The sequence below is a fragment of the Bradyrhizobium sp. 62B genome (assembly GCF_030272265.2).
Classification (GTDB): Bacteria; Pseudomonadota; Alphaproteobacteria; order Rhizobiales; family Xanthobacteraceae; genus Bradyrhizobium.
Genome location: NZ_CP092841.2, coordinates 7,258,947 through 7,279,874 on the forward strand (window position 1 = coordinate 7,258,947; position 20,928 = coordinate 7,279,874).

Consider the following 20,928-nt stretch of genomic DNA (forward strand, 5'->3'; position numbering starts at 1 on the left):
CCTTGCGGAAGCACCCTCTCCCCTGCCCTCCCCCGCAAGCGGGGGAGGGAGCGCAGCGCGCCCCGCGGTTAAAGTCTTCGTCCACATCATTCGCCCGACATCACATGCCCCTCACCCTCGAAACCCGCGACCTCACCATCCGCTTCGGCGGACACGTTGCGGTCAACAACGTCTCCTGCACGTTCCGTCCGGGCGAGCTCACCGCGATCGTCGGGCCGAACGGCGCCGGCAAGACCACTTATTTCAACCTGATCTCGGGCCAGCTGCGCGCGTCGCACGGCAGCATCCTGTTCGACGGCACCGACATCACCCAGCAGTCCGCGCCGCTGCGCACCCGCGCCGGCCTCGGGCGCGCCTTCCAGCTCACCAATCTCTTTCCGAACCTCAGCGTGGAAGAGAACGTGCGCCTCGCGGTGCAGGCGGCGAACGGCACCCATTACGACATGCTGCGGCCCTGGATGGTGCGCCGCGACCTGATCGCACGCGCCGACGCCATCCTCGACCAGGTCGCGCTCGGCGGCCGCCGCGGTGTCGCCGCAACCGCGCTGTCGCATGGCGACCAGCGCAAGCTCGAGGTCGCGCTGATGATCGCGCTGGAGCCGAAGGTTTTCATGTTCGACGAGCCGACCGCCGGCATGAGCATCGACGAGGTGCCTGTCGTGCTCAACCTGATCGCGCAGCTCAAGCAGGACAAGAGCAAGATCATCCTCCTGGTCGAGCACAAGATGGACGTGGTGCGCTCGCTCGCCGACCGCATCATCGTGCTGCATAACGGCCAGCTCGTCGCCGACGGCCCGCCTGCCGAAGTGATCGCCTCGCCGATCGTGCAGGAGGCCTATCTCGGCGTCGCGCCCAAGAATACTGCAGAGACCACCGCAGCGAGCCTCGCATGACCGATTTGCTCGAGCTTTCCGGCGTGCACACCCATATCGGCCGCTACCACATTCTCCAGGGCATCGACCTCACTGTTCCGCAAGGACAGGTCACGATGCTGCTCGGCCGTAACGGCGCCGGCAAGACCACGACGCTGCGCACCATCATGGGGCTGTGGCAGGCTTCAAGCGGCGAGATCAGCCTCGGCGGGATGCGCATCGAAAGCCACGCCACGCCCGACATCGCACGGCTCGGCGTCGGCTACGTGCCGGAGAGCATGGCGGTGTTCTCGGATCTCACCGTGAAGGAGAACCTCGTGCTGGCGGCGCGCGACGGCCCGCTGGACGATGCCCAGCTCGACTGGATCTTCGGCTTCTTCCCGGCGCTGCGCCGGTTCTGGCTGTCGCGCGCGGGAAGTCTCTCGGGCGGACAAAAGCAGATGTTGTCCATCGCCCGCGCCATCATCGAGCCGCGCAAGCTCCTCTTGATCGACGAGCCGACCAAGGGCCTGGCGCCTGCGATCGTGATGGCGCTGATCGAGTGCCTGAAGGAAATCAAGCGCAAGGGCGCCACGATCCTGCTGGTCGAACAGAATTTCTTCGCCGCCCGCGAGCTCGGCGACAATGTGCTGGTCATGGACAACGGCACCATCGTCCACCGCGGCGAGATGGCGGCGCTTGCGGCCGACGTGCCGCTGCAGGAGCGGCTGCTCGGCCTGAGCCTGGAGACACATCAGTGACTGAACTCGCCGCAACCGATCCCCTGCCGAAGCCGAAGCGCGACATCGCGCCGATCCTGCTGCCCGTCGCGCTCGCGCTTCTCATGATCCCGCTGATCGGCTCGACCTCCTCCTGGCTGACGCTGACGGCGGCAAGCCTTGCGATGGGCATGATGATCTTCATCATGGCCTCCGGGCTGACGCTGGTGTTCGGCCTGATGGACGTGCTCAATTTCGGCCACGGTGCCTTCATCGCCGTCGGCGCCTATGTCGCGACCCTGGTGCTGGCGCCGTTCGCGGCCTCGATGCAGGCCGATTCGCTGTGGATGAACCTCGCGGTGCTGGCACCGGCCGCGCTGCTCTCGATGGCGGTGTCGGGCGCCCTCGGCCTCGTGGTCGAGCGCGTGCTGATCCTCCCCGTCTACGGCCAGCATCTGAAGCAGATCCTGATGACGACGGGCGGCCTGATCGTCGCCGAGCAGACGATGTACGCGCTGTGGGGACCGCAGATCATTCCGATGCCGCTGCCGGCCTCGCTGCGCGGCTCCTTCATCCTCGGCGACGTCGCGATCGCCAAATACCGCGTGCTGGCGATGCTGATCGGCCTCGCCGTCTTCATCGCGATCCAGCTCGTGCTCAATCGCAGCAAGCTCGGCCTTCTGATCCGGGCCGGCGTCGAGAACCGCGAAATGGTCGAGGCGCTCGGCTATCGCATTCGCCGGCTGTTCCTCGGCGTCTTCATGACCGGATCGGCGCTCGCTGGCCTCGGCGGCGTGATGTGGGCGCTCTATCGCGAGCAGGTCCACGCCTCCATGAGCGACGACCTCACCGTCTTGATATTCATCGTCGTCATCATCGGCGGCCTGGGATCGATCGGCGGCTGCTTCATCGGCGCGATCCTCGTGGCCATGGTCGCCAATTACGGCGGCTTCCTGGTGCCGAAACTCGCCCTCGTTTCCAATATCCTGCTGATGGTCGCCATTTTGATGTGGCGGCCGCGCGGCCTTTATGCGGTGACCAGCCGATGATGATTCTTTCCGGCGATCCACCGCGCAGCCGCGTCCTCACGCTCGTCCTCGTGGTCATCATCCTGGCGCTGGCGGCGACGCCGTTCCTGTTTCCGGGCGCCAAGGCGCTGAACGTCGCGGCCAAGATCTGCGTCTTCGCCGCGCTAGTCGCCTCCTATGACCTCCTGCTCGGCTATACCGGCTCGGTGTCGTTCGCCCACACGATGTTCTACGGCATCGGCAGCTACGCGATCGCCATCGCGCTGTATGGGATGGGCCCGAACTGGGCCGCGGTCGCAACCGGAATCGTCGTCGGCCTGCCGCTCGCGGCCCTGCTCGCGCTTGCGATCGGCCTGTTCTCGCTGCGGGTCGCCGCGATCTTCTTTGCCATGATCACCCTCGCGGTCGCCTCCGCCTTCCAGGTGCTGGCCTCGCAACTGTCCTGGCTGACCGGCGGCGAGGACGGGCGCAGCTTCCAGCTGCCTGAGCTGCTGCGCCCCGGCACGGTGCTGATCTCGAAAAACCTGTTCGGCTTCGAGATCAATGGCCGCATCCTGACCTTCTACCTGGTGTTCGCCGTTTCGGCGCTGATGATCCTTGCTTTGCTCCGCGTCGTGAACTCGCCGTTCGGGCGCGTGTTGCAGGCCATCCGCGAGAACCGTTTCCGCGCCGAGGCGCTAGGCTTCCGCACCGTGTTCCACCTGACCTACGCCAACTGCCTCGCCGCGCTGGTCGCCGCCAGCGCCGGCATCCTGAACGCGCTGTGGCTGCGCTATGCCGGCCCCGACACCTCGCTGAGCTTCTCGATCATGCTGGACATCCTGCTGATGGTGGTGATCGGCGGCATGGGCACGATCTACGGCGCGATCATCGGTGCCACCATCTTCATCCTCGCCCAGAACTATCTGCAGTCGCTGATGGGCGCCGCCTCCACGGCAGCATCCGAAGCCGGCTTGCCGCTGCTGCCTGGGCTGCTGCATCCTGACCGCTGGCTGCTCTGGCTGGGGCTGCTGTTCATCGCCAGCGTCTACTTCTTTCCGACCGGCGTGGTCGGACGGCTGCGCAATCCCGCCGGCGACAAGAGCGGCGGCGCACATTAAGCCGCCGTTAATGATGCAGCGCGGCGATTGCCGCGCACAGGGCACAACCGTCACGCGATTCCCGCTCCGCTGCATACGGACGCGATTGCGCAACTCGATTAATGCTTAGGTAACTGGCTTTCCTAAGGTTTAGGCCATTTGTGCGGTGTATTCGTGTTCCTCCAGGGAGGGGGGGAATGCGCCAGGTCTTTTCCACGGTGGCAGCCGCAATGTCTCTAGCCGCAAGGAACGGCTGGGAGGTCTTGGCGCGGCGTGGTCCCGTCCTGTGGTTGACCCTGTGCGGCGTGTTGCTCGTCGCTGGCATCTTCGCCGTGACCGCCATGGCCGTCGGCGAGTTTCGCGAGCGCACCCTGACCAATCGCGAGCGCGAGCTGGAAAACACGGTGCAGCTGATCGCGCGGCACTTTGATCAGCAATTCGAGGATTCCGACGTCGTCGCCGCCGATCTGATCGGGCAGATGAACCTGGTGGAGATGACCTCGCCGGCGATGTTCCGCGAGCGCATGTCCGGACCCGCGGCGAACCAGATGCTGCGCAGCAAGATCAGCTCCGTGTCCTACCTCGGCGATATCGCGATCTACGATGCCGACGGCGAGCTGATCAACTGGTCGCGGGCCCAGCCCCTGCCCAAGATCAACGTTTCATCCCGGGCCTATTTTCAGACGTTCAAGACGAATCCGCGGTCCGAGCCGGTGCTGCTGGAGTCCGTCCGCAGCTTCATCATCAACAAATGGACCACGATCGTCGCTCGCCGGTTGAACGGCCCCGATGGCGCCTTCCTCGGTGCGATGGTCCGCCGGATCGATCCGGACAGCTACCAGCATTATTTCGCATCGGTCGCGCTTGCCGAAGGCACCGCCATCTCGCTGTTCGATCGCGAAGGCAAGTTGCTCGCACGCTATCCGCATCGCGAGGAGCTGATCGGACGGAACTTCAAGGACGCGCCGCTGATGCAGAAGGTGCTGGCCCAAGGCGGCCAGCAGACGCTCCGTGGCAAGAGCCCCGTCGACGGCGAGGAGCGGCTCGGCTCGGCGGCATCGCTAACGCACTTCCCGCTGGTCATCCTCGCCACCAACACGACGGCCGCGGCCCTGGCGGACTGGCGGCAGCAAACCAGTTTCATGGTCACGACCGCCGCGCTTTCGGCGGCCGTGATCGCGCTGATCCTCTATCTGATCATCCGGCTGATCAACCGGCAGAATCGCGAAGCGCAGGAACGCCTGGAAGCGGAGCGGCTGCGGCTCGACACCGCCTTGAACAACATGACCCAGGGGCTGATCCTGTATGACGCGGGCGGCACCATCGTCACCTGCAACCGCCGCTACGCCGACATGTTCGGCCTCTCTCACGACGTCATCAAGCCCGGCTGCCACATCCGCCAGGCGATGTATCATCGCAAGGAGTGCGGCGCGTTCGACGGCGACGTCGAGGAATTCTGCGCCGACGTCATGAGGGTCGTCGCCGAAGGCACGGTCTCCACACGCGTGCATCAGCTGGCCAACGGCCGCGCCTTCCAGGTCATCAACACCCCGCTCGCGCAGGGCGGCTGGGTCGCCACGATCGAGGACATCACCGAGCGCCGCCATCTGGAGCAGGAGCGCGATCGCAACCACACCTTCCTGCGCGAGATCATCGACCATATTCCGTCCCGGATCACCGTGAAGGACGCCCGGACGCGGCGCTACCTCCTGGCCAACCAGGTCGCCGAGGAACAGCTCGGCGAAGCCAAGGAGACGATCGTCGGCAGGAGCGCGTTCGACATCTATCCGACGGACGCGGCCGAAATCATCAACCGGGACGACGACAGGGTGCTGCAATCGCCGAACGGGCTGTTTCTGGACGAGCACGTCTGGAATACGCCGGCCGCCGGGGCGCGCTATATCACCTCGACCCGGATCGGCATCCGCGACAAGTCCGGCGAGCCGCGCTACATCATCAACGTCGTCGAGGACGTCACCGAGCGGCGGCGCGCCCACGAGAAGATCGCGCATATGGCGCATTACGACGCGCTGACCGATTTGCCGAACCGCACCCTGTTCCGCGAGCAGATCGAACGCGAGCTGGCGAACGTTGCCGGCGGCGGACAGTTCGCGCTGCTCTATATCGACGTCGACGAATTCAAGGGCATCAACGATTCGCTCGGCCACCATGTCGGCGACGAGCTTTTGAAGGCGATTGCCGGCCGTCTGCGCGGCTGCCTCAAGCAGGGCGATCTGATCGCACGGCTCGGCGGCGACGAATTCGCCGTGATCCAGACCGCCATCCAGTCCCCTGCCGACGTGCTGTCCTTCGTGACGCGCATCTATGAGACCATCCGCCAGCCCTATCATTGTCTCGGCCATCAGCTCTCCACGGACGCGAGCATCGGCATCGCGCTTGCGCCGCAGGACGGCACCGATCTCGACCAGCTCGTCAAGAATGCCGACCTCGCGATGTACGGCGCCAAGGGTGAAGGCCGCCGCACCCACCGCTTCTTCGAGTTGGCGATGGATGCGAGCGCCAAGGCGCGCCTCAGCATGGAGCAGGATTTGCGCCAGGCCCTGGTGAACGGCGGCTTCGAGATCCACTACCAGCCGCTGGTCGACCTGCGCACCAACGAGGTCGCGGGCTGCGAGGCGCTGCTGCGCTGGCGGCATCCCGAGCGCGGCATGGTCTCGCCGGCGGAGTTCATTCCCGTCGCCGAGGACACCGGCCTGATCAACGAGCTCGGCGACTGGGTGCTGCGCATGGCCTGCAACGAGGCCGCGACCTGGCCCGCAAATATACGCGTCGCGGTCAACGTGTCGCCGGTGCAGCTCAAATGCGACACGCTGGCGCTGCGGATCGCGGGCGCGCTCGCCGCCTCCGGCCTCGACCCGCGGCGCCTCGAGCTCGAGATCACCGAGGCCGTGCTGATCCGCGACGACGAGGCTGCGCTCTCGATCCTGCACCAGCTCCGCTCGATCGGCGTGCGCATCGCGCTCGACGATTTCGGCACCGGCTATTCCTCGCTCAGCTATCTCAAGCGCTTCCCGTTCGACAAGATCAAGATCGACCGCTGCTTCGTCGCCGACATCGCCGAGACGAGCGGTGCACCCGTGATCGTGCAGGCGGTGGTGAACATCGCCGCCGCCAGCAGCATGACCACGGTCGCCGAAGGGGTCGAGACCGAGGCGCAGCGCGAGCTGCTGCGCGCCCTCGGCTGCACGCAGATGCAGGGCTATCTGTTCAGCGCGCCGAAGCCGGCCGCCGAAGTGCGTAAACTGTTCGGCCCGAGTGACGGCCTGCCCGCAGTCTTGCCGGTGGCGGCGGTGGCCTGATGGCAAGACCCGCGAAGTCGCCAGGCAAGACGCCAAGAAGGACTGCGGACAAGACCGTCTCGAACAAGACTGTCGACGTCGCGGATTCCTATGCCGTGCGGCTGATGCAGCATCTGGTGGTGCCGACTTTCGTGATCGACCCGAGGCGCCGCGTCGTGATCTGGAACAGGGCGTGCGAACGATTGACGGGCGTCGCCGCCTCGGAGGTGATCGGCACCAGCAAGCACTGGCAGGCCTTCTACGAGACCCGGCGGCCCTGCCTGGCCGATCTCGTCGCGCTCGACCGGCCGGAGCGGCTTCCGGAGTTTTATTCGGAATACGCCGCGCGCGGCCATAACGGGCTCGGCTTTTCCGCGGAGAACTGGTGCACGATGCCCAGGCTCGGCAACCAGCTTTATCTCGCCATCGACGCCGGCCCGATCCACGACGAGGCCGGACACCTGATCGCCGTGGTGGAGACGCTGCGCGACCTCACCGACCAGAAGCGCGCCGAGATGGCGCTGAAGGAGCTCGCCACCAAGGACGGGCTGACCGGGCTGTCGAACCGCCGCTCGTTCGACCAGATGCTGGTGAGCGAATGGGCCCGCGCCCAACGCACGCAGAAGCCGCTGGCGCTGCTGTTCGTCGACGTCGATCATTTCAAGCTGTTCAACGACCATCACGGCCACCAGAACGGCGATGAATGCCTGCGCGTGGTCGCTTCCGTCGTCAGCCGCCACGCCGTGCGCCCGCTCGATCTCGCCAGCCGCTACGGCGGCGAGGAGTTCGCGCTGATCCTGCCGGACATGGATTGCGACAGCGCCTGCGTCATCGCCGAGGAGATCCGCGGCGCCGTCATGGCCTTGCGGATCGCCCATGGCGCTGCGGGCGCGGGCGACCACGTCACCCTCAGCGTCGGCGTCGCCAGTCACATTCCCGGCGCAGTCGACGGCAGCCCTGACCGGCTGCTGGGCGCGGCCGACGAGGCGCTCTACGTCGCCAAGCGGCTCGGCCGCAATCGCGTCATCTGCGCCGAACGGGTGCTGGCCGAGTTCGCCAGCCTGGGACGGCAGGGCGCAGCGGTTCCGGGCCCCTTCCGGCGCAAATCGGCGTGAGACCCATTGCGACGAGAAGCGGTTGCTCCCCCCTCGCCAATCGGCTAAATGAACCTCGACTGCACCCGTAGCTCAGCTGGATAGAGCGTTGCCCTCCGAAGGCAAAGGTCACACGTTCGAATCGTGTCGGGTGCGCCAGTCCTGCCGCCGTTTTCGCGCCGCGCTCACGTCAGCATCGAAATGATCGACTGAATCTGGTCGCTGGCGGACGACACCAGTCCGTCATACGACGTATGACCGTGCGCGGCAGCCTTCAGGATGCATTCGGCGACGGCTGCTTTCAGGCCAAAGACCGATTGCTCGGCGGGTACGCTCGCCATCACGGTCTCGAGGGCCTGACGCATGGTTTGAACGAGCTCGGAGCTGTATTGCATTGGCTGTCCTCCGCCAGCTCATATTAGATCGCATGCCCGGCCCTGCCACTCACAAGCCTGCGATTCCTCTTTGATGAACGGCGAGCTGAACGCCTCAGTTCATCCGCCAGATCGCCGCATTGAGCACGCCGGCGAACGCGACCCAGGCTGCGTAGGGTACGAACAATGCGGCGGCCAGTCGGTCGCGTGATATCTCAAGGCCGATATAGGTCACGATCGCGACGAACAGGCCGATGAGGATGACGAGCGCGGCGCCGATCTGGTGCATCGTGAACATGACTGGAGACCAGGCGAAGTTGAGCCCGAGCTGCACGGCCCAGACCAGCATCGCCTTTCCCGAGGGTTCGCGGCGGAAGGTCCGCCAGCCCGCGATTGCGATCATGACGTAAAGGATGGTCCAGGCCACCGGGAACGCCCAGTTCGGCGGAACGAAGCCCGGCTTGACGAGGCCGGCATACCATTCTCCCGGGAGATTGGTTGCGCCGATCAGCCAGCCAAGGCCGACCACGCCCACCACGAAGACCAACAGCTGCAACATCCTCACCTCGCGCTTCCCATCGCGCGATTGTATCATCTTTCCATGAGCGAATCCGACACGATGACCGGCGAGATCGCGCCGGTGCGCAAGATCATCCATATCGACATGGATGCATTCTATGCGTCGGTGGAGCAACGCGACAATCCGGAGCTGCGCGGAAAGCCCGTGGCGGTCGGAGGCTCGGCGGAGCGCGGCGTCGTCGCGGCCGCGAGCTATGAGGCCCGCAAGTTCGGCGTGCGCTCCGCCATGCCGTCGGTGACGGCGAAGCGGCAATGTCCCGATCTGATCTTCGTCCGGCCGCGCTTCGAGGTCTACAAGGCGGTCTCCAGGCAGATCCGCGACATCTTCGCCGAGCACACGCCTGTTATCGAACCGCTGTCACTCGACGAGGCCTATCTCGACGTGACGGAAAATCTGCAAGGCATCCCGTTGGCGCGCGACATCGCGCTGCGGATCCGCGAGAAGATCAAGGCCGAGACCGGCCTCAACGCGTCGGCCGGCATCTCCTACAACAAGTTCCTGGCAAAGCTCGCCTCCGATCATCGCAAGCCCAACGGCCAGTACGTGATCGCGCCGGAGATGGGACCGGCTTTCGTCGAGAACCTGCCCGTCGGCAAATTCCACGGCATCGGGCCGGCGACGGCCGCGAAGATGAACGCGCTCGGCCTGTTCACCGGTCTCGACATCCGCAACCAGACGCTGGAATTTATGAACGCGAATTTCGGCAAGTCGGGCGCCTATTATTACTGGATCTCGCGCGGCGTCGACGAACGGCCGGTGCGGGCCAACCGGATTCGGAAATCCATCGGAGCGGAGAATACCTTCTCGATCGACCTTGCCGAATATGACGCGCTGGCCGCCGAGCTGAAACCGCTCGTCGACAAGGTCTGGCGCCATTGCGAGGCAACCGGAAATCGCGGCCGCACGGTGACCCTGAAGATCAAGTTCGCCGACTTCGAGATCATCACGCGCAGCAGATCCGCCGTCACCGCGGTGAGGGACCGGGACGATCTCGAGCGGTTGGCCTGCGGCCTGCTCGAGGCCGAGATGCCGCTGCGAAAGCGCGTCAGGCTGCTGGGCGTATCGCTGTCGGCCCTGCAGGCCGGAGACGATGCGGAGCCGCAGCTGACATTGGGCATTTGAGGCTCCCCGACAGCGGCATGGCGCTCGCCAAGCGCGAGCGACGGTGGCGGGCCTTTTCAGACCCGTCACCGATTGAAGGACGCTGGGTCGCTCAATGCCGCATGTGCTCGAATACCACGATCACGCCGGTCGGCTCGGGCTCGTGCGCCATCAGGCGCGTCAGTTCGGAATCGCCCCAATCGGCGAGGCTGACAACTTCACCGCTCTGGCGGTCGGCACCGAGCGACGGCGTCGGCTCGAGGACCTTGAGGCCCGTCTCGTCGACGAAGAAGGTGTGTTCGCCGAACATGCTGTTGAGCTGCGGCATGGCGGGATGTTCGTCGGGCAGCACCTGAGCGCCGAGTTGGTTGACGGTCTGCTTCACCTGTTCGGATGTGAGCTTCATGAGCTGCTCCGTTTCTGTGTCCGGTTTCATTGGCCCGGGCGGGAGCGCGTGTTCCCTGCACTTTTCTCGCCTGGCTCAAACCCGAACAGGCGCTGCCGGTAAATGTTCCGGCGAAATGTATTTTGTGATCGCGCGTTGCATCCGCCGCGCTCGCGGCACGAGATCGCCACAAGATGCACATGATCTGACCGCGCGCTGCGCTCATCGGCGGCTTCGACGAGCCGGATGTCGCGATCCGCTCGTGTTCGAGCCGGTGTTGCGATCTGCTATTCGCTGCGGTTCTCGCCGACCGAGAGCGCGCAAATGCGCGACAGATGGGTGTAAGGCAAGCCGGTTTCCTCGGCCCAGGCATTGAACTGCGCCTGCACCTTGGCGAGATCGCCCTTCGACTTGACCTCTTCGGCAATGTCGAGACCGGCATCGCGCAGGCAGATGGCGACATCTCTCGACGTGACAAAGCCGTCCCAGCCGACGAAGCGCAGCAGCATCTGGCCGGTGTTGCCGCCGAGGCGGCTGCCGCGCTTGGTCAGGAGATCGAGCAGGCCGATCTCGTTGGACGAAGGCCATTTCGCCAGAAACTTGCCGAAGCTGCCGTGCTCCTTCGCGATCTCCTGCACGAAAGCGGCGTTGTCGCGCACCGACATGATCTTGGCCCCGTTGCGCACGATGCGCGCATCGCGCAAAAGGCCTTCCCAATAGTCTTCCGGCTGGAAGCTGAGCTTGGCCGGCTGGAAATGCAGGAAAGCCTCTTCAAAGCCATCCCATTTCGAATCGATCACGCTCCAGGCGAAGCCGGCACAGAACACACGCTTCGTCATCTCGGCCAGGATACGGTCGTCGCCGAGCTTGGCCAGACGCTTCAGGTCGGGCCTCGCCGGCATCAGCTTTTCCAGGGCCTTGGGGCCGCCCTTGCGTTTCTCGGCGCGGGCGCGAATGGTCTTGAAGGCGGGCATGCGGACACAGGCAATTGAGGGCACGCCACGACATCAGAATTCGGCGATGCCGTCCAGTCCCGCGGATGGGCGGGGCTGGAGCTGAGCCGCTCGGTCTGCGCCGGCAGGCAAATCAGGCTCGGCTATCGCGACAGGCGCTTTGCGATGTGAACCGACTGCCAGTCTCCGAGCCCGGTATCGTTGAAGCCCGCCTTCTTCGCGAGACCACGCATCTCCGCATTGGTGCGCGCCGTCTCGGCGGCGATCATCTCATGGCCGAGATCGATCGCGCGCGTCTCCATCGCCGTCATCATCTGAAGGCCAAGACCTTTGCGCTGAAAGGCATCGGCGACCGAGATGGCAAATTCGCCATGCCGTGCCGCCGCGTCATAGGCATATCGGGCTTCGCCGATGATCCTGCCCCGCCCATCCTCCCTGAGCTCGGCAAGCAAGGTGAAATTGTCGAGACCGCCGCTCTTGGCGACGCTTTCGGCCGCGACCACGCCGGGGTCCGCTCGCGCGCCGCTGAAGCGCTTGTTGCGGGACGTCGTGGAGAGGTCGGTGAAATAGACCGACAGGCTCTCGACGTCGGACGCGCTGGCGGTCCTGATGCAGACCATGCCCTTCGCTTCGGCCAGTTCGACCGGTTCGACGACGGCTCCCGGAAACAGCTGTGACATGCGTGATGCTCTCGGCAGGTTGCTGGGAGTTGCAGACCTAGCCGAAGCCGCACGCCGTCCGCTTGGACGTTGCTGCCAATCATGCGGTTGAAAACGAACAGCTCGTTTTCATGTGCCGCGCGTCACACACGGGAGAGTGACGGCACCTCCTCGGGCATGATCGCCTGAAGGCCGCCGAAGCGGCGCTCGCGGCCATGGAAGGACGCCAGGGCGGCGGCGAGATCGCCCGCGTCGAACTCGGGCCACATCCGCTCGGTGAAATGCAGCTCGGCATAGGCGCCTTCCCAGAGCAGGAAGTCCGACAGCCGCTTCTCGCCCGAGGTGCGGATGATGAGATCGACGTCGCGCAGGCCGGCTTCGCCGGTGACGAGCTGCGAGAAGGCTTCGCGGGTGAGACTGGTCAACGCGGCCGCCTTCGCTGCGGCATTGAGGATGGCGTCGCGCGCGGAATAGTCGACCGCGATGCGCAGGTGCAACGTGGCGCCGCGAGCAGTGGCTTCCTCGGCGCGCGTGATTGCGGCCGCGACGCCTTCAGGCAAGCGATCACGACGACCGATCACGGTGAGGCGCACACCGTTCTCGATCAGGCTCTGCACCTCATTGGCGAGATAGAAGCGCAGCAAGGTCATCAATGCGGCAACCTCGGCCTTTGGCCTGCGCCAATTGTCGGTGGAGAAGGCGTAGAGCGTCAGCGTGCCAATGCCCTGCTTGGGTGCGGCCTCGACGATGCGACGGATGGCTTCGACGCCGGCCTCGTGGCCGCGGACGCGCGACAGGCCGCGGCGCGTCGCCCACCGCCCGTTGCCGTCCATGATGATGCCGACGTGAAGCTTCTCGTTACGGGAGCTCGCATTACGAGAGGTCTTGTCACTTTGCATTGCAAAGTCTCCGGTCAAAAAAGGGGAGGATCAGGTCGAGATGATGCCGAGGCGGCCGAGCGGCGGCGCCTCGCGGCCGGCGGCCTTGGCGGCGTCGCGCACCAAGCGTTCCAGCACGGCGAGATAGTCGAGGAAACGTCGGCGCCCGGTCTTGGTGAGGCGGCAGGTGGTGTGCGGACGGTTGCCCTCGTAACCCTTGGTCACGTCGACCAGGCCGGCCTCCTGGAGCACGGCGAGATGCCGGCTGAGATTGCCGTCGGTGAGGCCGCACAGCTGCTTGAGATCGGCGAATGCCAGCCCTTTCGGATGCGCCATCAGCGAGGTCAGAAGCCCGAGCCTCGCCTTCTCGTGGATCACGCGGTCGAGCCCTTCGTAGGAGAAGGGTGCGCTGTCAGTCTTCGACATCATGGTCTCCGGATGCGACATGCAGAACGGCCGCCATCAGCGACTGCCCGATCACGAAGGGCAGTCCCATGGTCCATGGCGACAGCGTGTGGGTCTGGCTCGCGATCACCACCACCAGGAAGCCGGACACGAAATACCAGGCGCCGGCGAGCGCAACGGTGCGCGGCAGCAAGCGGATGGACGCGAAAATGCCGAGCGACACCAGGACCTGCCACAGGCCCGGGAGCAGCCACAGCGTCTCGGCCGCGAACTTCCACATCACCACCGCGAGCAGCACGCCGGCCACGCCTGCGGGCAGGAACTGCTCGACCGCCTGGTGGATCATCGCATCGGCCAGGCCCGAATGATGGCGGCGCGACCGCGCGCGCATCTCGATCCCGATCATCAGGAGGGACAGCGCGGCGGCGACGAACCAGCCGACGAAGAAGCCGAGCGGCTCATTGGTGGGATCGCCGAGCAGCCAGAATTGCAGGACCGCTGTAAGCAGCGCAACGACGGCAGTCGCCGCCATCGTCGCCGGACCATAGCCGCGGAACGCCGTGCCCGCCGCGATCTGGCTGCGGATCGCCACGATATCGGCCAGAGCCTTGTCGAGATCGCGCATTGGCAATGCCAGAACCTCGCTCCGCACGGACTTGCCGGGATTGTCGTCCCGTTACTTTGTATTGCAAAGTATATAGCGGTGCAAAGTAAGCGCAAGCCCGGAATCGCCGTGAGGGGATTTGCGCCCTGCGGACAACTGCCGGTTGCGCGAGCCCCGCTTCCACGGATAAGATGCGGCCAAAAGCGTCCAGGGGGCTGGGTATGTGGCTTAGATCGTTAATCGTTGCGTTTGTTTCCCAGGCGATGATCGCCGGTCCCGCTCATGCGGCGGGGCCTTTCGGCACCATCCACGTCGGCAACTGGAACGGCGGCGCCTACACCAATGATTCAACCGGCGCGTTCTCCCACTGCGCCGCAAGCACACCCTACGCCAACGGCATGACGCTGCTTGTCGGCCAGGATTCGAACAATGCGTGGCTGCTCGGCTTTGCCAATCCAGCGTTTCGTTTCAAGAAGGGCGAGAACCTGACGATCGACGTGACATTCGATGGTCAGGCCGAGGTGAAACTCTTCGCGACCGCATTCTCCGAGGTGATGGTCTCGGCGGTTTTGCCCACGAATGTCGCGCGTGCTTTCCAGAAGGCGAGCCTGATGGTGGCAGTGGCGAGAGGCACACCTTTTCAATTCAGCCTGACGTCAACAGCGCCTTTGATCACCGCGGTCACCAATTGCGTCACGCGAGTGAAGGCCGACGGGCTGGACAAGGCCGGCGACTTTACAAAGGTTACCGCCAAGCCGCAGGCCGCACCGGACAAGCCGGCGCCGCCGGCGTCCGGCAAGCTCGGCGGGGCCAAGAGCGGCACCGGTTTCGTCGTGAGCGCGAGCGGCCACATCGTCACCAACAATCACGTGGTCAATGGCTGCGTCGGCGACATCAAGGGCAACCTCACCGGCGAGGCCGCGATGGTGCTGCGCGTCGGTTCGACCGACGCCAACAATGATCTCGCCTTGCTTCAGGCGCCGTCGTCGTCGACCTTCAAGGATTTCGCCCGCATCCGCGACCGCTCGTTCCACGCAGGCGATTCCGTCGTCGCGATCGGCTTTCCCTACCACGGATTGCTCAGCTCGGATCTGAGAGTGACGACCGGCATCGTGAGCTCGCTCAGCGGCATGCGCAATGACACGCGCTTCCTGCAAATCAGCGCGCCCGTGCAGCCCGGCAACAGCGGCGGCCCGCTGTTCGATACCTCGGGCCAGATCGTGGGCGTAGTCACCGGAAAGATCCCGGGATTGCGTATCGCCGCCATGACCGGCGATATTCCCGAGAACATCAACTTCGCCATCAAGACCGGGGCGCTGCGCGATTTCCTCGACAATTCCGTCGTGCCCTACCAGCAGAGCCGAAGGGCGAACTGAAGACCACCGACATCGCCGGCAACGCCCGCGCCTACACGATGCTGATCTCGTGTACCGCGACGGAGCAGGCCGACGCGAAGCGGTGAACCGCTCTGCTCTCAATACGGCGCGACGGGCCGCGCGCGCCGCGGCGGCGGCGGCGGTTGCACGGGTTGCACCTGGCCGTAGGCGAAGCGCGGATTGCGATCGCAGTAGAGCAGCCGGCCGGACACGCTGGCCTGGCACTGCTCGTAGGTCGCGTAGGCGCATTCGCCGGGATAATCATAGTCCCCGCCCTGGGCGCACCAGGGATAGTCGCGGGCGGTTGCGGGCGGGACGGTGGCGAAGCCGAGAGCGATGGCCCCCAGCGCGGCGAACAGACATTGATTTCTGGTCACGATCCGGTCTCCCGTGCAATGAAGATAAGGCGCGCCCCCTTTAACGAGGTCGCCTCAAGCCACTTTATTCCAGATCGCGTCGCCGGGTCGCGTCCTAATAAGGCGCATACTCACGCAGATACCGCCGCGATGGCCGCTGCTGGTTGTACGCCGTGCGCGGATTGACTCCGCAGGTCAAGAGGCGCCCGGAGACGCTGGCCTGACATTGCTGCAAAGTCCGATAGGAGCATTCGCCGGGGTAACCGGTGCCCCTGCCCTGGGCACACCAGGGATAATCATAAGCCGCGGCTGGACTGATGCCGGCAAGGCTGCCGACGCCCAATCCAGCCAGCGCGATCATTGCGAATATTGCCTTGCGCATTTGCGTGCTCCTTGCCGGATGCCACGGAAGAATAGGCCTCCTGAGAACGTCGGCAAGGCCGCAAGGTTGCTATCGCCTACTCGACCTTCAGGCCGGCGAACTCGACGACCTTCTTCCACTTTTCGGTCTCGGCCTTGATCTCCTCGCCGAACGCCTCGGGCGTCTGCGCCCGCGGCTCGCCGCCGAGCTCGACCAGACGCTTGGCCATGTCGGGCTCCTTGATCAGCGCGTTGACCTCGGCGTTGAGCTTGGCGATGATCTCCTTCGGCGTGTTCTTCGGCGCACCCATGCCGAACAGTGCGCTGGCCTCATAGCCCTTCACGGTCTCGGCGATCGCCTGCACGTCGGGCAATTGCGCCGAGCGCTCCGTGGTGGTGACGCCGATCGCGCGCAGCGAGCCGGAGCGGATGTGCTGGATGATCGAGGGCATGTTGTCGAAGATCACCTGCACCTGGCCGCCGAGCATGTCGGTGATCGCGGGCGCCGCGCCGCGATAGGGCACGTGCTGCATCTTGCAGCCGGTCATGGCCATGAACATCTCGCCGGACAGATGCACCGAGGTGCCGTTGCCGGACGAGGCCATGTTCACCTTGCCGGGATTGGCCTTCACATATTCGATGAACTCGGCGACGTTCTTCGCCGGCACGTCCTTGTTGACGGTCATCACGTTCGGCACGCGCTGGAACGAGGCGACCGGCGCCATGTCGGTCACGAAGTTGAACTTCAGATTCTTGTAGAGCGAGGTGTTGATGTAGTTGGCCGGATTGACCAGCTGCAGCGTGTAGCCGTCGGGCTCGGCATTGATGACCGATTCGGTGGCGATGTTGTTGCCGGCACCCGGCTTGTTCTCGATCACGAATTGCTGGCCGAGCTTTTCCGAGAGCCGCTGGCCGATCAGCCGCGCCAAGATGTCGGTGGCGCCGCCCGGCGGATAGCCGACCACCCATTTCACGGGCCGGGCCGGATAATCGGCGGCAAAGGCCTTCGACAGCGGGGTGGCTGCAAGCGGACTGGCGGCGAGCAGGCCCAGCGCGGTACGGCGAGTGATCATCTCAAGGGTTCTCCCAAGTGTTGTTCTTGAAGCCAGATAGCTTGAACCCGGCGTCGGTGGGGTTGTAACAAAGCTTGCCGCAGGCGGAAAGTGCACGGGGCGCATCACGACGAAAGGATAAGGCATGCCGGTCAAGGTCGAAGCTCTCGATCATCTCGTGATCAACGTCGCCGATGTCGCGGCCACCACGGAGTGGTACCGCAGGATTCTCGGCATGGAAGTCAAGGTGTTCGATCCCGGCGGCGGCAAAGCGCCGCGGACTTCGCTTCACTTTGGTAACCAGAAGATCAACGTCCGGCCGCGCGATGCCGACAAGGTGGAATGGTTCACCGCCGACCACCAGACGGCCGGCAGCGAGGACCTCTGCTTCCTCACCTCCGCCACCCCCGACGAGGTGGTGGCGCATTTGCAGGCCCACGGCGTCGCGATCGAGGAAGGCCCGGTTCCCAAGCAGGGCGCACGCGGCACACTGCGCTCGGTCTATTGCCGGGACCCGGATGGCAGCCTGATCGAGATTTCGTCGTACGGGGATTAGCGCAGAAGCGCGCTGCCGGCCGCAAACTCCGTCGTCATGCCCGGGCTTGTCCCGGCCATGACAGAGGAGACAGGACGCGCCTCACGACGCACGATGCACCATGCCCCTCCCCCTTCCGATTTGCGCCCCGCCTCATCCGATGGCAGGAAGACGCAATCATCGAAAGACAGCCGCCATCAAGATGCAGGCTGCACGGGGAGGAGCCATGCCACTTCAAAAAGCCACAGCCGGAATCGTCGGCCCGTTCGACGGGCTCGACGTGCCCTGGCTGCTCAAGATGCGCGCCGAGGTCCGGCGTGATCATCCGTTCCTGATCTGGGCGCCGTTCGATGCGCCGGCGCGGCGCTGGAGCTATGGCGAGTTTCACGAGCGGGTCGGCGCGCTCGCGGCGGGACTGGCACGGCGCGGCGTGAAGCCGAGCGAATATGTGCTCATTCACCTGGACAATTGCATCGAGGCGATGCTGGCCTGGTTTGCCTGTGTCGAGCTCGGCGCCATCGCGGTCACCACCAACACCCGCTCGGCGCCGGCCGAGATCGCTTATTTTGCCGATCATTGCGGCGCGGTCGCCGCGATCACGCAGCCCGCCTATGCGGACATCGTCGCGCAGAACTGCGGCAACCTCCGCTGGCTCGCGGTGACCTCGCACGATGCGGGCGCGGCATCTGCGCAGGCGGTCTCGCGCGGCGACAGTTTTGAATCCCTGTTCGCCGACAGCGCCGACCGTCCGAAACGCGCGGCCGATCCGCTCGCACCATGCAGCGTGCAATACACCTCGGGCACGACCTCGCGGCCCAAGGCGGTGCTGTGGACACATGCCAACGCGCTGTGGGGCGCCAAGATCAACGCCGCGCATGAGGACCTGCATGCGAGCGACGTGCATCAGGCTTACCTGCCGCTATTCCACACCAACGCGCTCGCCTATTCCATGCTGGCGACGCTGTGGGTCGGGGCGACCTGCGTGATCCAGCCGCGTTTCTCGGCGAGCCGGTTCTGGGGCGTCGCGCGCGAGCACGGCGCGACGTGGACCTCGACGATACCGTTCTGCATGAAGGCGCTGCTCGAGCAGGAAATCCCGAAAGACCACAAATTCCGCCTGTGGGGCACCGCCATCAACGAGCCGCCGGCCTTTGCCGCTTTCGGCATCAAGATGATCGGCTGGTGGGGCATGACCGAGACCATCACCCACGGCATCGTCGGCGAAGTCGACCAGCCCAACATCCCGATGTCGATCGGCCGCGCCGCGCCGGAATATGAAATCCGCATCACCGACGACGACGGGCGGGCCACCGGAATCGGCGGCACCGGCAATCTTTCGATCAGGGGCATTCCCGGCCTGTCGCTGTTCGCCGAATATCTGCACAACGAGAAAGCGACGCGCGAAAGCTTCGACGAGCACGGCTTCTTCCTCACCGGCGACCGCGTCGAGCGGCTGCAGAACGGCTTCATCAAGTTCGGCGACCGCGCCAAGGACATGCTGAAGGTCGGCGGCGAGAACGTCGCGGCCTCCGAGATCGAGCAGGTGATCGCGCTGGTCGCAGGCGTGCGCGAGAACGCCGTGGTGGCGAAGTCACATCCGATGCTGGACGAGGTGCCTGTCGTCTTCATCATCCCGCAGGGCGGCGTCGCCGGCGCTGCGCCCGATCTGCAGGAGCGCGTGATGGAAGCCTGCCGCAAGGGCCTCGCCGACTTCAAGCTGCCGCGCGAGATCCGGTTCGTCGACGACATGCCGCGCTCGACACTGGAGAAGGTGGCGAAGGCGGAGCTGCGGAAAATGGTGGGGTAGAAGCGTCGTTCCGGGGCGGTGCGCAGCACCGAACTCCGGTGTGCACTTGCGCACCTGAGAATCTCGAGATTCCGGGTTCGCGCTACGCGCGCGCCCCGGAATGACGGATTGGATCATCAGAACGACCCCAGCGCCACCGGACGGAACGCCTGCAGGAGTTGCTGATCCAGCTTGCCGCCCATGCCTTCCATCATGCCGAACGCACGGGAATGCGTGAACGGCATGCGGTAGGCGCGTTTCTCGACCAGCGCGGCATAGATGTCGACGATCGTCGTGAGGCGCACGATGTCGCTGATCTGGTTCGACGACAGGCCGTTCGGATAGCCGGAGCCGTCGAGAAATTCGTGGTGATGCAGGATCACGTCGAGCATCTCCGGCGGGAAGCCGCCCTGGGCGGCCAGCGCGTCATAGCCGCGGCGCGGATGCTGGCGGACTTCGGCCATCTCCTCGTCGGTGAGCTTGCCGGGCTTGTCGAGCAGCGCGGAGGGAACGAAGGCCTTGCCGACGTCGTGCAGCAGCGCGGCGCGGGTCAGGCGGCGCTGGTCGTCCTCGCGCATGCCGAGATGCTGCGCGAAGGCGACGGCGAAGCCGGTGACGAACAGGCAGTGCCGATAGCTGCCGACATGGTGGCAACCCACCGTGGTGAGCCATTCGCGCAGCGAGGAATGCTTGATCGCCTTCAGGATCTTGCTTTCGGCGGCGATGACGTCGTCGAAGGTCAGGGGCACGCCGAGCGGCAGCTTCTCGAACATCTTCGCCAGCAACGCATGCGCCGCCTCGACGCCGCGGTTGAGAGTCTTGCCGCGATCGGTCGCGTCATAGACGGCGGTGTCCGGGAAGGCGGCGCGGATGCGCTGCAGGATGGCGTCGGCCTGGAGCGGCCGCGAAATGGTGTCGGTGGCGCCCAGCGCCCAGGCCTGCATGGTGCCGTGATGCAGCGCGTCGGCCAGCACGAACAGCCGCGGCATCGAACGATAGGCATCGCCGCGCAGCTTGTTGCGCACCCGCTGCACGCTCTCGGGCGAACGCAGATTGATGTCGACCACGAGGCCGGAGAGATCGCGCGCGGGCTTGTCGGGGATCTCCTGCGTCGTCACCGTCGAAACGTCGCCGACCGCCTTCAGGATGCTGGCGAGCTCGGAGCTTTCGTCGCTCCGGTCGGAGGCGAGCAGAAGCCGGCGTTTGGCGGCGGATTTGGCTGGCGCGTTCATGGCTTCCCCAAAGCATGGGACTGGATTCCGCATCAGCCTAAGCCGGATCAGGTTCTCCGGCCCTTAAGAGGCGTGCTCAAGGGAACATTCCAGAATTGCACGCAATTTTACAGATTGGGTTCCCGGGGGGGCTCCCCCCAAAAGTGCGAAAACAACCCCATGCACAGTAGAGCGGGCATTGAAAACACGGGGGAATTTTTGACGCTTTCGCCCCACCTCCAC

General features: G+C 65.1%; 21 protein-coding genes, 1 tRNA gene and 1 pseudogene. 11 read left to right on the forward strand and 12 right to left on the reverse strand.

The features are described from left to right. Positions 1-104: 104 nt before the first annotated feature. From ML401_RS34765 to ML401_RS34795, 7 genes are all read left to right on the forward strand, one after another. Complete coding sequence (locus ML401_RS34765; protein WP_211415373.1) at positions 105-893, forward strand: ABC transporter ATP-binding protein; 789 nt, start codon at positions 105-107, stop codon at positions 891-893. Then, positions 890-1,612, forward strand: a complete 723-nt coding sequence (locus tag ML401_RS34770; protein ID WP_211415372.1) for an ABC transporter ATP-binding protein — start codon at positions 890-892, stop codon at positions 1,610-1,612. Before ML401_RS34765 ends, ML401_RS34770 begins: the two co-directional genes overlap by 4 nt. Then, positions 1,609-2,619: a branched-chain amino acid ABC transporter permease gene (locus ML401_RS34775; RefSeq protein WP_212064938.1), complete on the forward strand. Its 1,011-nt coding sequence runs from the start codon at positions 1,609-1,611 to the stop codon at positions 2,617-2,619. Before ML401_RS34770 ends, ML401_RS34775 begins: the two co-directional genes overlap by 4 nt. Next, the gene (locus tag ML401_RS34780) at positions 2,616-3,698 is read left to right on the forward strand and encodes a branched-chain amino acid ABC transporter permease (RefSeq protein WP_194405074.1); all 1,083 of its coding nucleotides are present in this window, start codon (positions 2,616-2,618) and stop codon (positions 3,696-3,698) included. Before ML401_RS34775 ends, ML401_RS34780 begins: the two co-directional genes overlap by 4 nt. A 176-nt stretch (positions 3,699-3,874) precedes the next feature. Then, a complete protein-coding gene (locus tag ML401_RS34785) occupies positions 3,875-6,997 on the forward strand; it encodes an EAL domain-containing protein (RefSeq protein ID WP_285808824.1) in 3,123 nt (1,040 codons plus the stop codon). Beyond that, positions 6,997-8,091: a diguanylate cyclase gene (locus ML401_RS34790; RefSeq protein WP_285808825.1), complete on the forward strand. Its 1,095-nt coding sequence runs from the start codon at positions 6,997-6,999 to the stop codon at positions 8,089-8,091. The genes ML401_RS34785 and ML401_RS34790 overlap by 1 nt, the downstream gene beginning before the upstream one ends. Before the next feature lie 61 nt (positions 8,092-8,152). Continuing rightward, positions 8,153-8,229 (forward strand) — tRNA-Arg (locus ML401_RS34795). A gap of 26 nt (positions 8,230-8,255) precedes the next feature. Here the strand turns inward: ML401_RS34795 and ML401_RS34800 are convergent. Next, positions 8,256-8,465 carry a hypothetical protein gene (locus ML401_RS34800; RefSeq protein WP_259218134.1) on the reverse strand — a complete coding sequence of 70 codons (210 nt, stop codon included), beginning with the start codon at positions 8,463-8,465 and terminating at the stop codon, positions 8,256-8,258. A 94-nt stretch (positions 8,466-8,559) separates the two neighbouring features. Then, on the reverse strand, positions 8,560-9,003 hold the full coding sequence (locus ML401_RS34805) for a TspO/MBR family protein (RefSeq protein WP_285808827.1): 444 nt from the start codon (positions 9,001-9,003) through the stop codon (positions 8,560-8,562). Between the two features lie 42 nt (positions 9,004-9,045). Here ML401_RS34805 and dinB point away from each other — a divergent pair, with 42 nt between their 5' ends. Continuing rightward, positions 9,046-10,146, forward strand: a complete 1,101-nt coding sequence (dinB, locus tag ML401_RS34810; RefSeq protein ID WP_211415368.1) for a DNA polymerase IV — start codon at positions 9,046-9,048, stop codon at positions 10,144-10,146. Between the two features lie 91 nt (positions 10,147-10,237). Here dinB and ML401_RS34815 read toward each other — a convergent pair whose 3' ends face one another. The 6 genes from ML401_RS34815 to ML401_RS34840 all read right to left on the reverse strand — a co-directional run bounded on the left by ML401_RS34815 (position 10,238) and on the right by ML401_RS34840 (position 14,030). Continuing rightward, positions 10,238-10,531 carry a hypothetical protein gene (locus ML401_RS34815; RefSeq protein WP_194405079.1) on the reverse strand — a complete coding sequence of 98 codons (294 nt, stop codon included), beginning with the start codon at positions 10,529-10,531 and terminating at the stop codon, positions 10,238-10,240. Positions 10,532-10,797: 266 nt separating this feature from the next. After that, a complete protein-coding gene (locus ML401_RS34820; RefSeq protein WP_211415367.1) occupies positions 10,798-11,484 on the reverse strand; it encodes a DNA-3-methyladenine glycosylase I in 687 nt (228 codons plus the stop codon). Between the two features lie 122 nt (positions 11,485-11,606). Further along, the gene (locus tag ML401_RS34825) at positions 11,607-12,143 is read right to left on the reverse strand and encodes a GNAT family N-acetyltransferase (RefSeq protein WP_212064932.1); all 537 of its coding nucleotides are present in this window, start codon (positions 12,141-12,143) and stop codon (positions 11,607-11,609) included. A gap of 122 nt (positions 12,144-12,265) precedes the next feature. After that, a complete protein-coding gene (locus ML401_RS34830) occupies positions 12,266-13,021 on the reverse strand; it encodes a di-trans,poly-cis-decaprenylcistransferase (RefSeq protein ID WP_285808829.1) in 756 nt (251 codons plus the stop codon). Between the two features lie 30 nt (positions 13,022-13,051). Next, on the reverse strand, positions 13,052-13,426 hold the full coding sequence (locus ML401_RS34835; protein ID WP_194405083.1) for a transcriptional regulator: 375 nt from the start codon (positions 13,424-13,426) through the stop codon (positions 13,052-13,054). Further along, positions 13,413-14,030: a hypothetical protein gene (locus tag ML401_RS34840; RefSeq protein WP_285808831.1), complete on the reverse strand. Its 618-nt coding sequence runs from the start codon at positions 14,028-14,030 to the stop codon at positions 13,413-13,415. Before ML401_RS34840 ends, ML401_RS34835 begins: the two co-directional genes overlap by 14 nt. Positions 14,031-14,230: 200 nt before the next feature. Between ML401_RS34840 and ML401_RS34845 the strand changes: the two are divergent. Further along, positions 14,231-15,471 (forward strand): annotated as a pseudogene (locus tag ML401_RS34845) (S1C family serine protease). A 12-nt stretch (positions 15,472-15,483) separates the two neighbouring features. Here ML401_RS34845 and ML401_RS34850 read toward each other — a convergent pair. The 3 genes from ML401_RS34850 to ML401_RS34860 all read right to left on the reverse strand — a co-directional run bounded on the left by ML401_RS34850 (position 15,484) and on the right by ML401_RS34860 (position 17,174). Beyond that, the gene (locus ML401_RS34850; RefSeq protein ID WP_212064929.1) at positions 15,484-15,762 is read right to left on the reverse strand and encodes a DUF3551 domain-containing protein; all 279 of its coding nucleotides are present in this window, start codon (positions 15,760-15,762) and stop codon (positions 15,484-15,486) included. Positions 15,763-15,856: 94 nt separating this feature from the next. Then, on the reverse strand, positions 15,857-16,123 hold the full coding sequence (locus tag ML401_RS34855; RefSeq protein WP_211415361.1) for a DUF3551 domain-containing protein: 267 nt from the start codon (positions 16,121-16,123) through the stop codon (positions 15,857-15,859). 76 nt (positions 16,124-16,199) lie between these two features. Continuing rightward, a complete protein-coding gene (locus ML401_RS34860; protein WP_212064927.1) occupies positions 16,200-17,174 on the reverse strand; it encodes a tripartite tricarboxylate transporter substrate binding protein in 975 nt (324 codons plus the stop codon). Positions 17,175-17,298: 124 nt separating this feature from the next. Here ML401_RS34860 and ML401_RS34865 point away from each other — a divergent pair, with 124 nt between their 5' ends. Together ML401_RS34865 and ML401_RS34870 are read left to right on the forward strand one after the other, a co-directional pair. Beyond that, positions 17,299-17,709: a VOC family protein gene (locus ML401_RS34865; RefSeq protein WP_285808836.1), complete on the forward strand. Its 411-nt coding sequence runs from the start codon at positions 17,299-17,301 to the stop codon at positions 17,707-17,709. A gap of 205 nt (positions 17,710-17,914) precedes the next feature. Then, positions 17,915-19,495 carry an AMP-binding protein gene (locus ML401_RS34870; protein ID WP_285808837.1) on the forward strand — a complete coding sequence of 527 codons (1,581 nt, stop codon included), beginning with the start codon at positions 17,915-17,917 and terminating at the stop codon, positions 19,493-19,495. 116 nt (positions 19,496-19,611) lie between these two features. On the opposite strand, the gene ML401_RS34875 is transcribed toward ML401_RS34870, so the two are convergent. After that, the gene (locus ML401_RS34875; protein WP_194405091.1) at positions 19,612-20,706 is read right to left on the reverse strand and encodes an HD-GYP domain-containing protein; all 1,095 of its coding nucleotides are present in this window, start codon (positions 20,704-20,706) and stop codon (positions 19,612-19,614) included. Positions 20,707-20,928 lie beyond the last annotated feature (222 nt).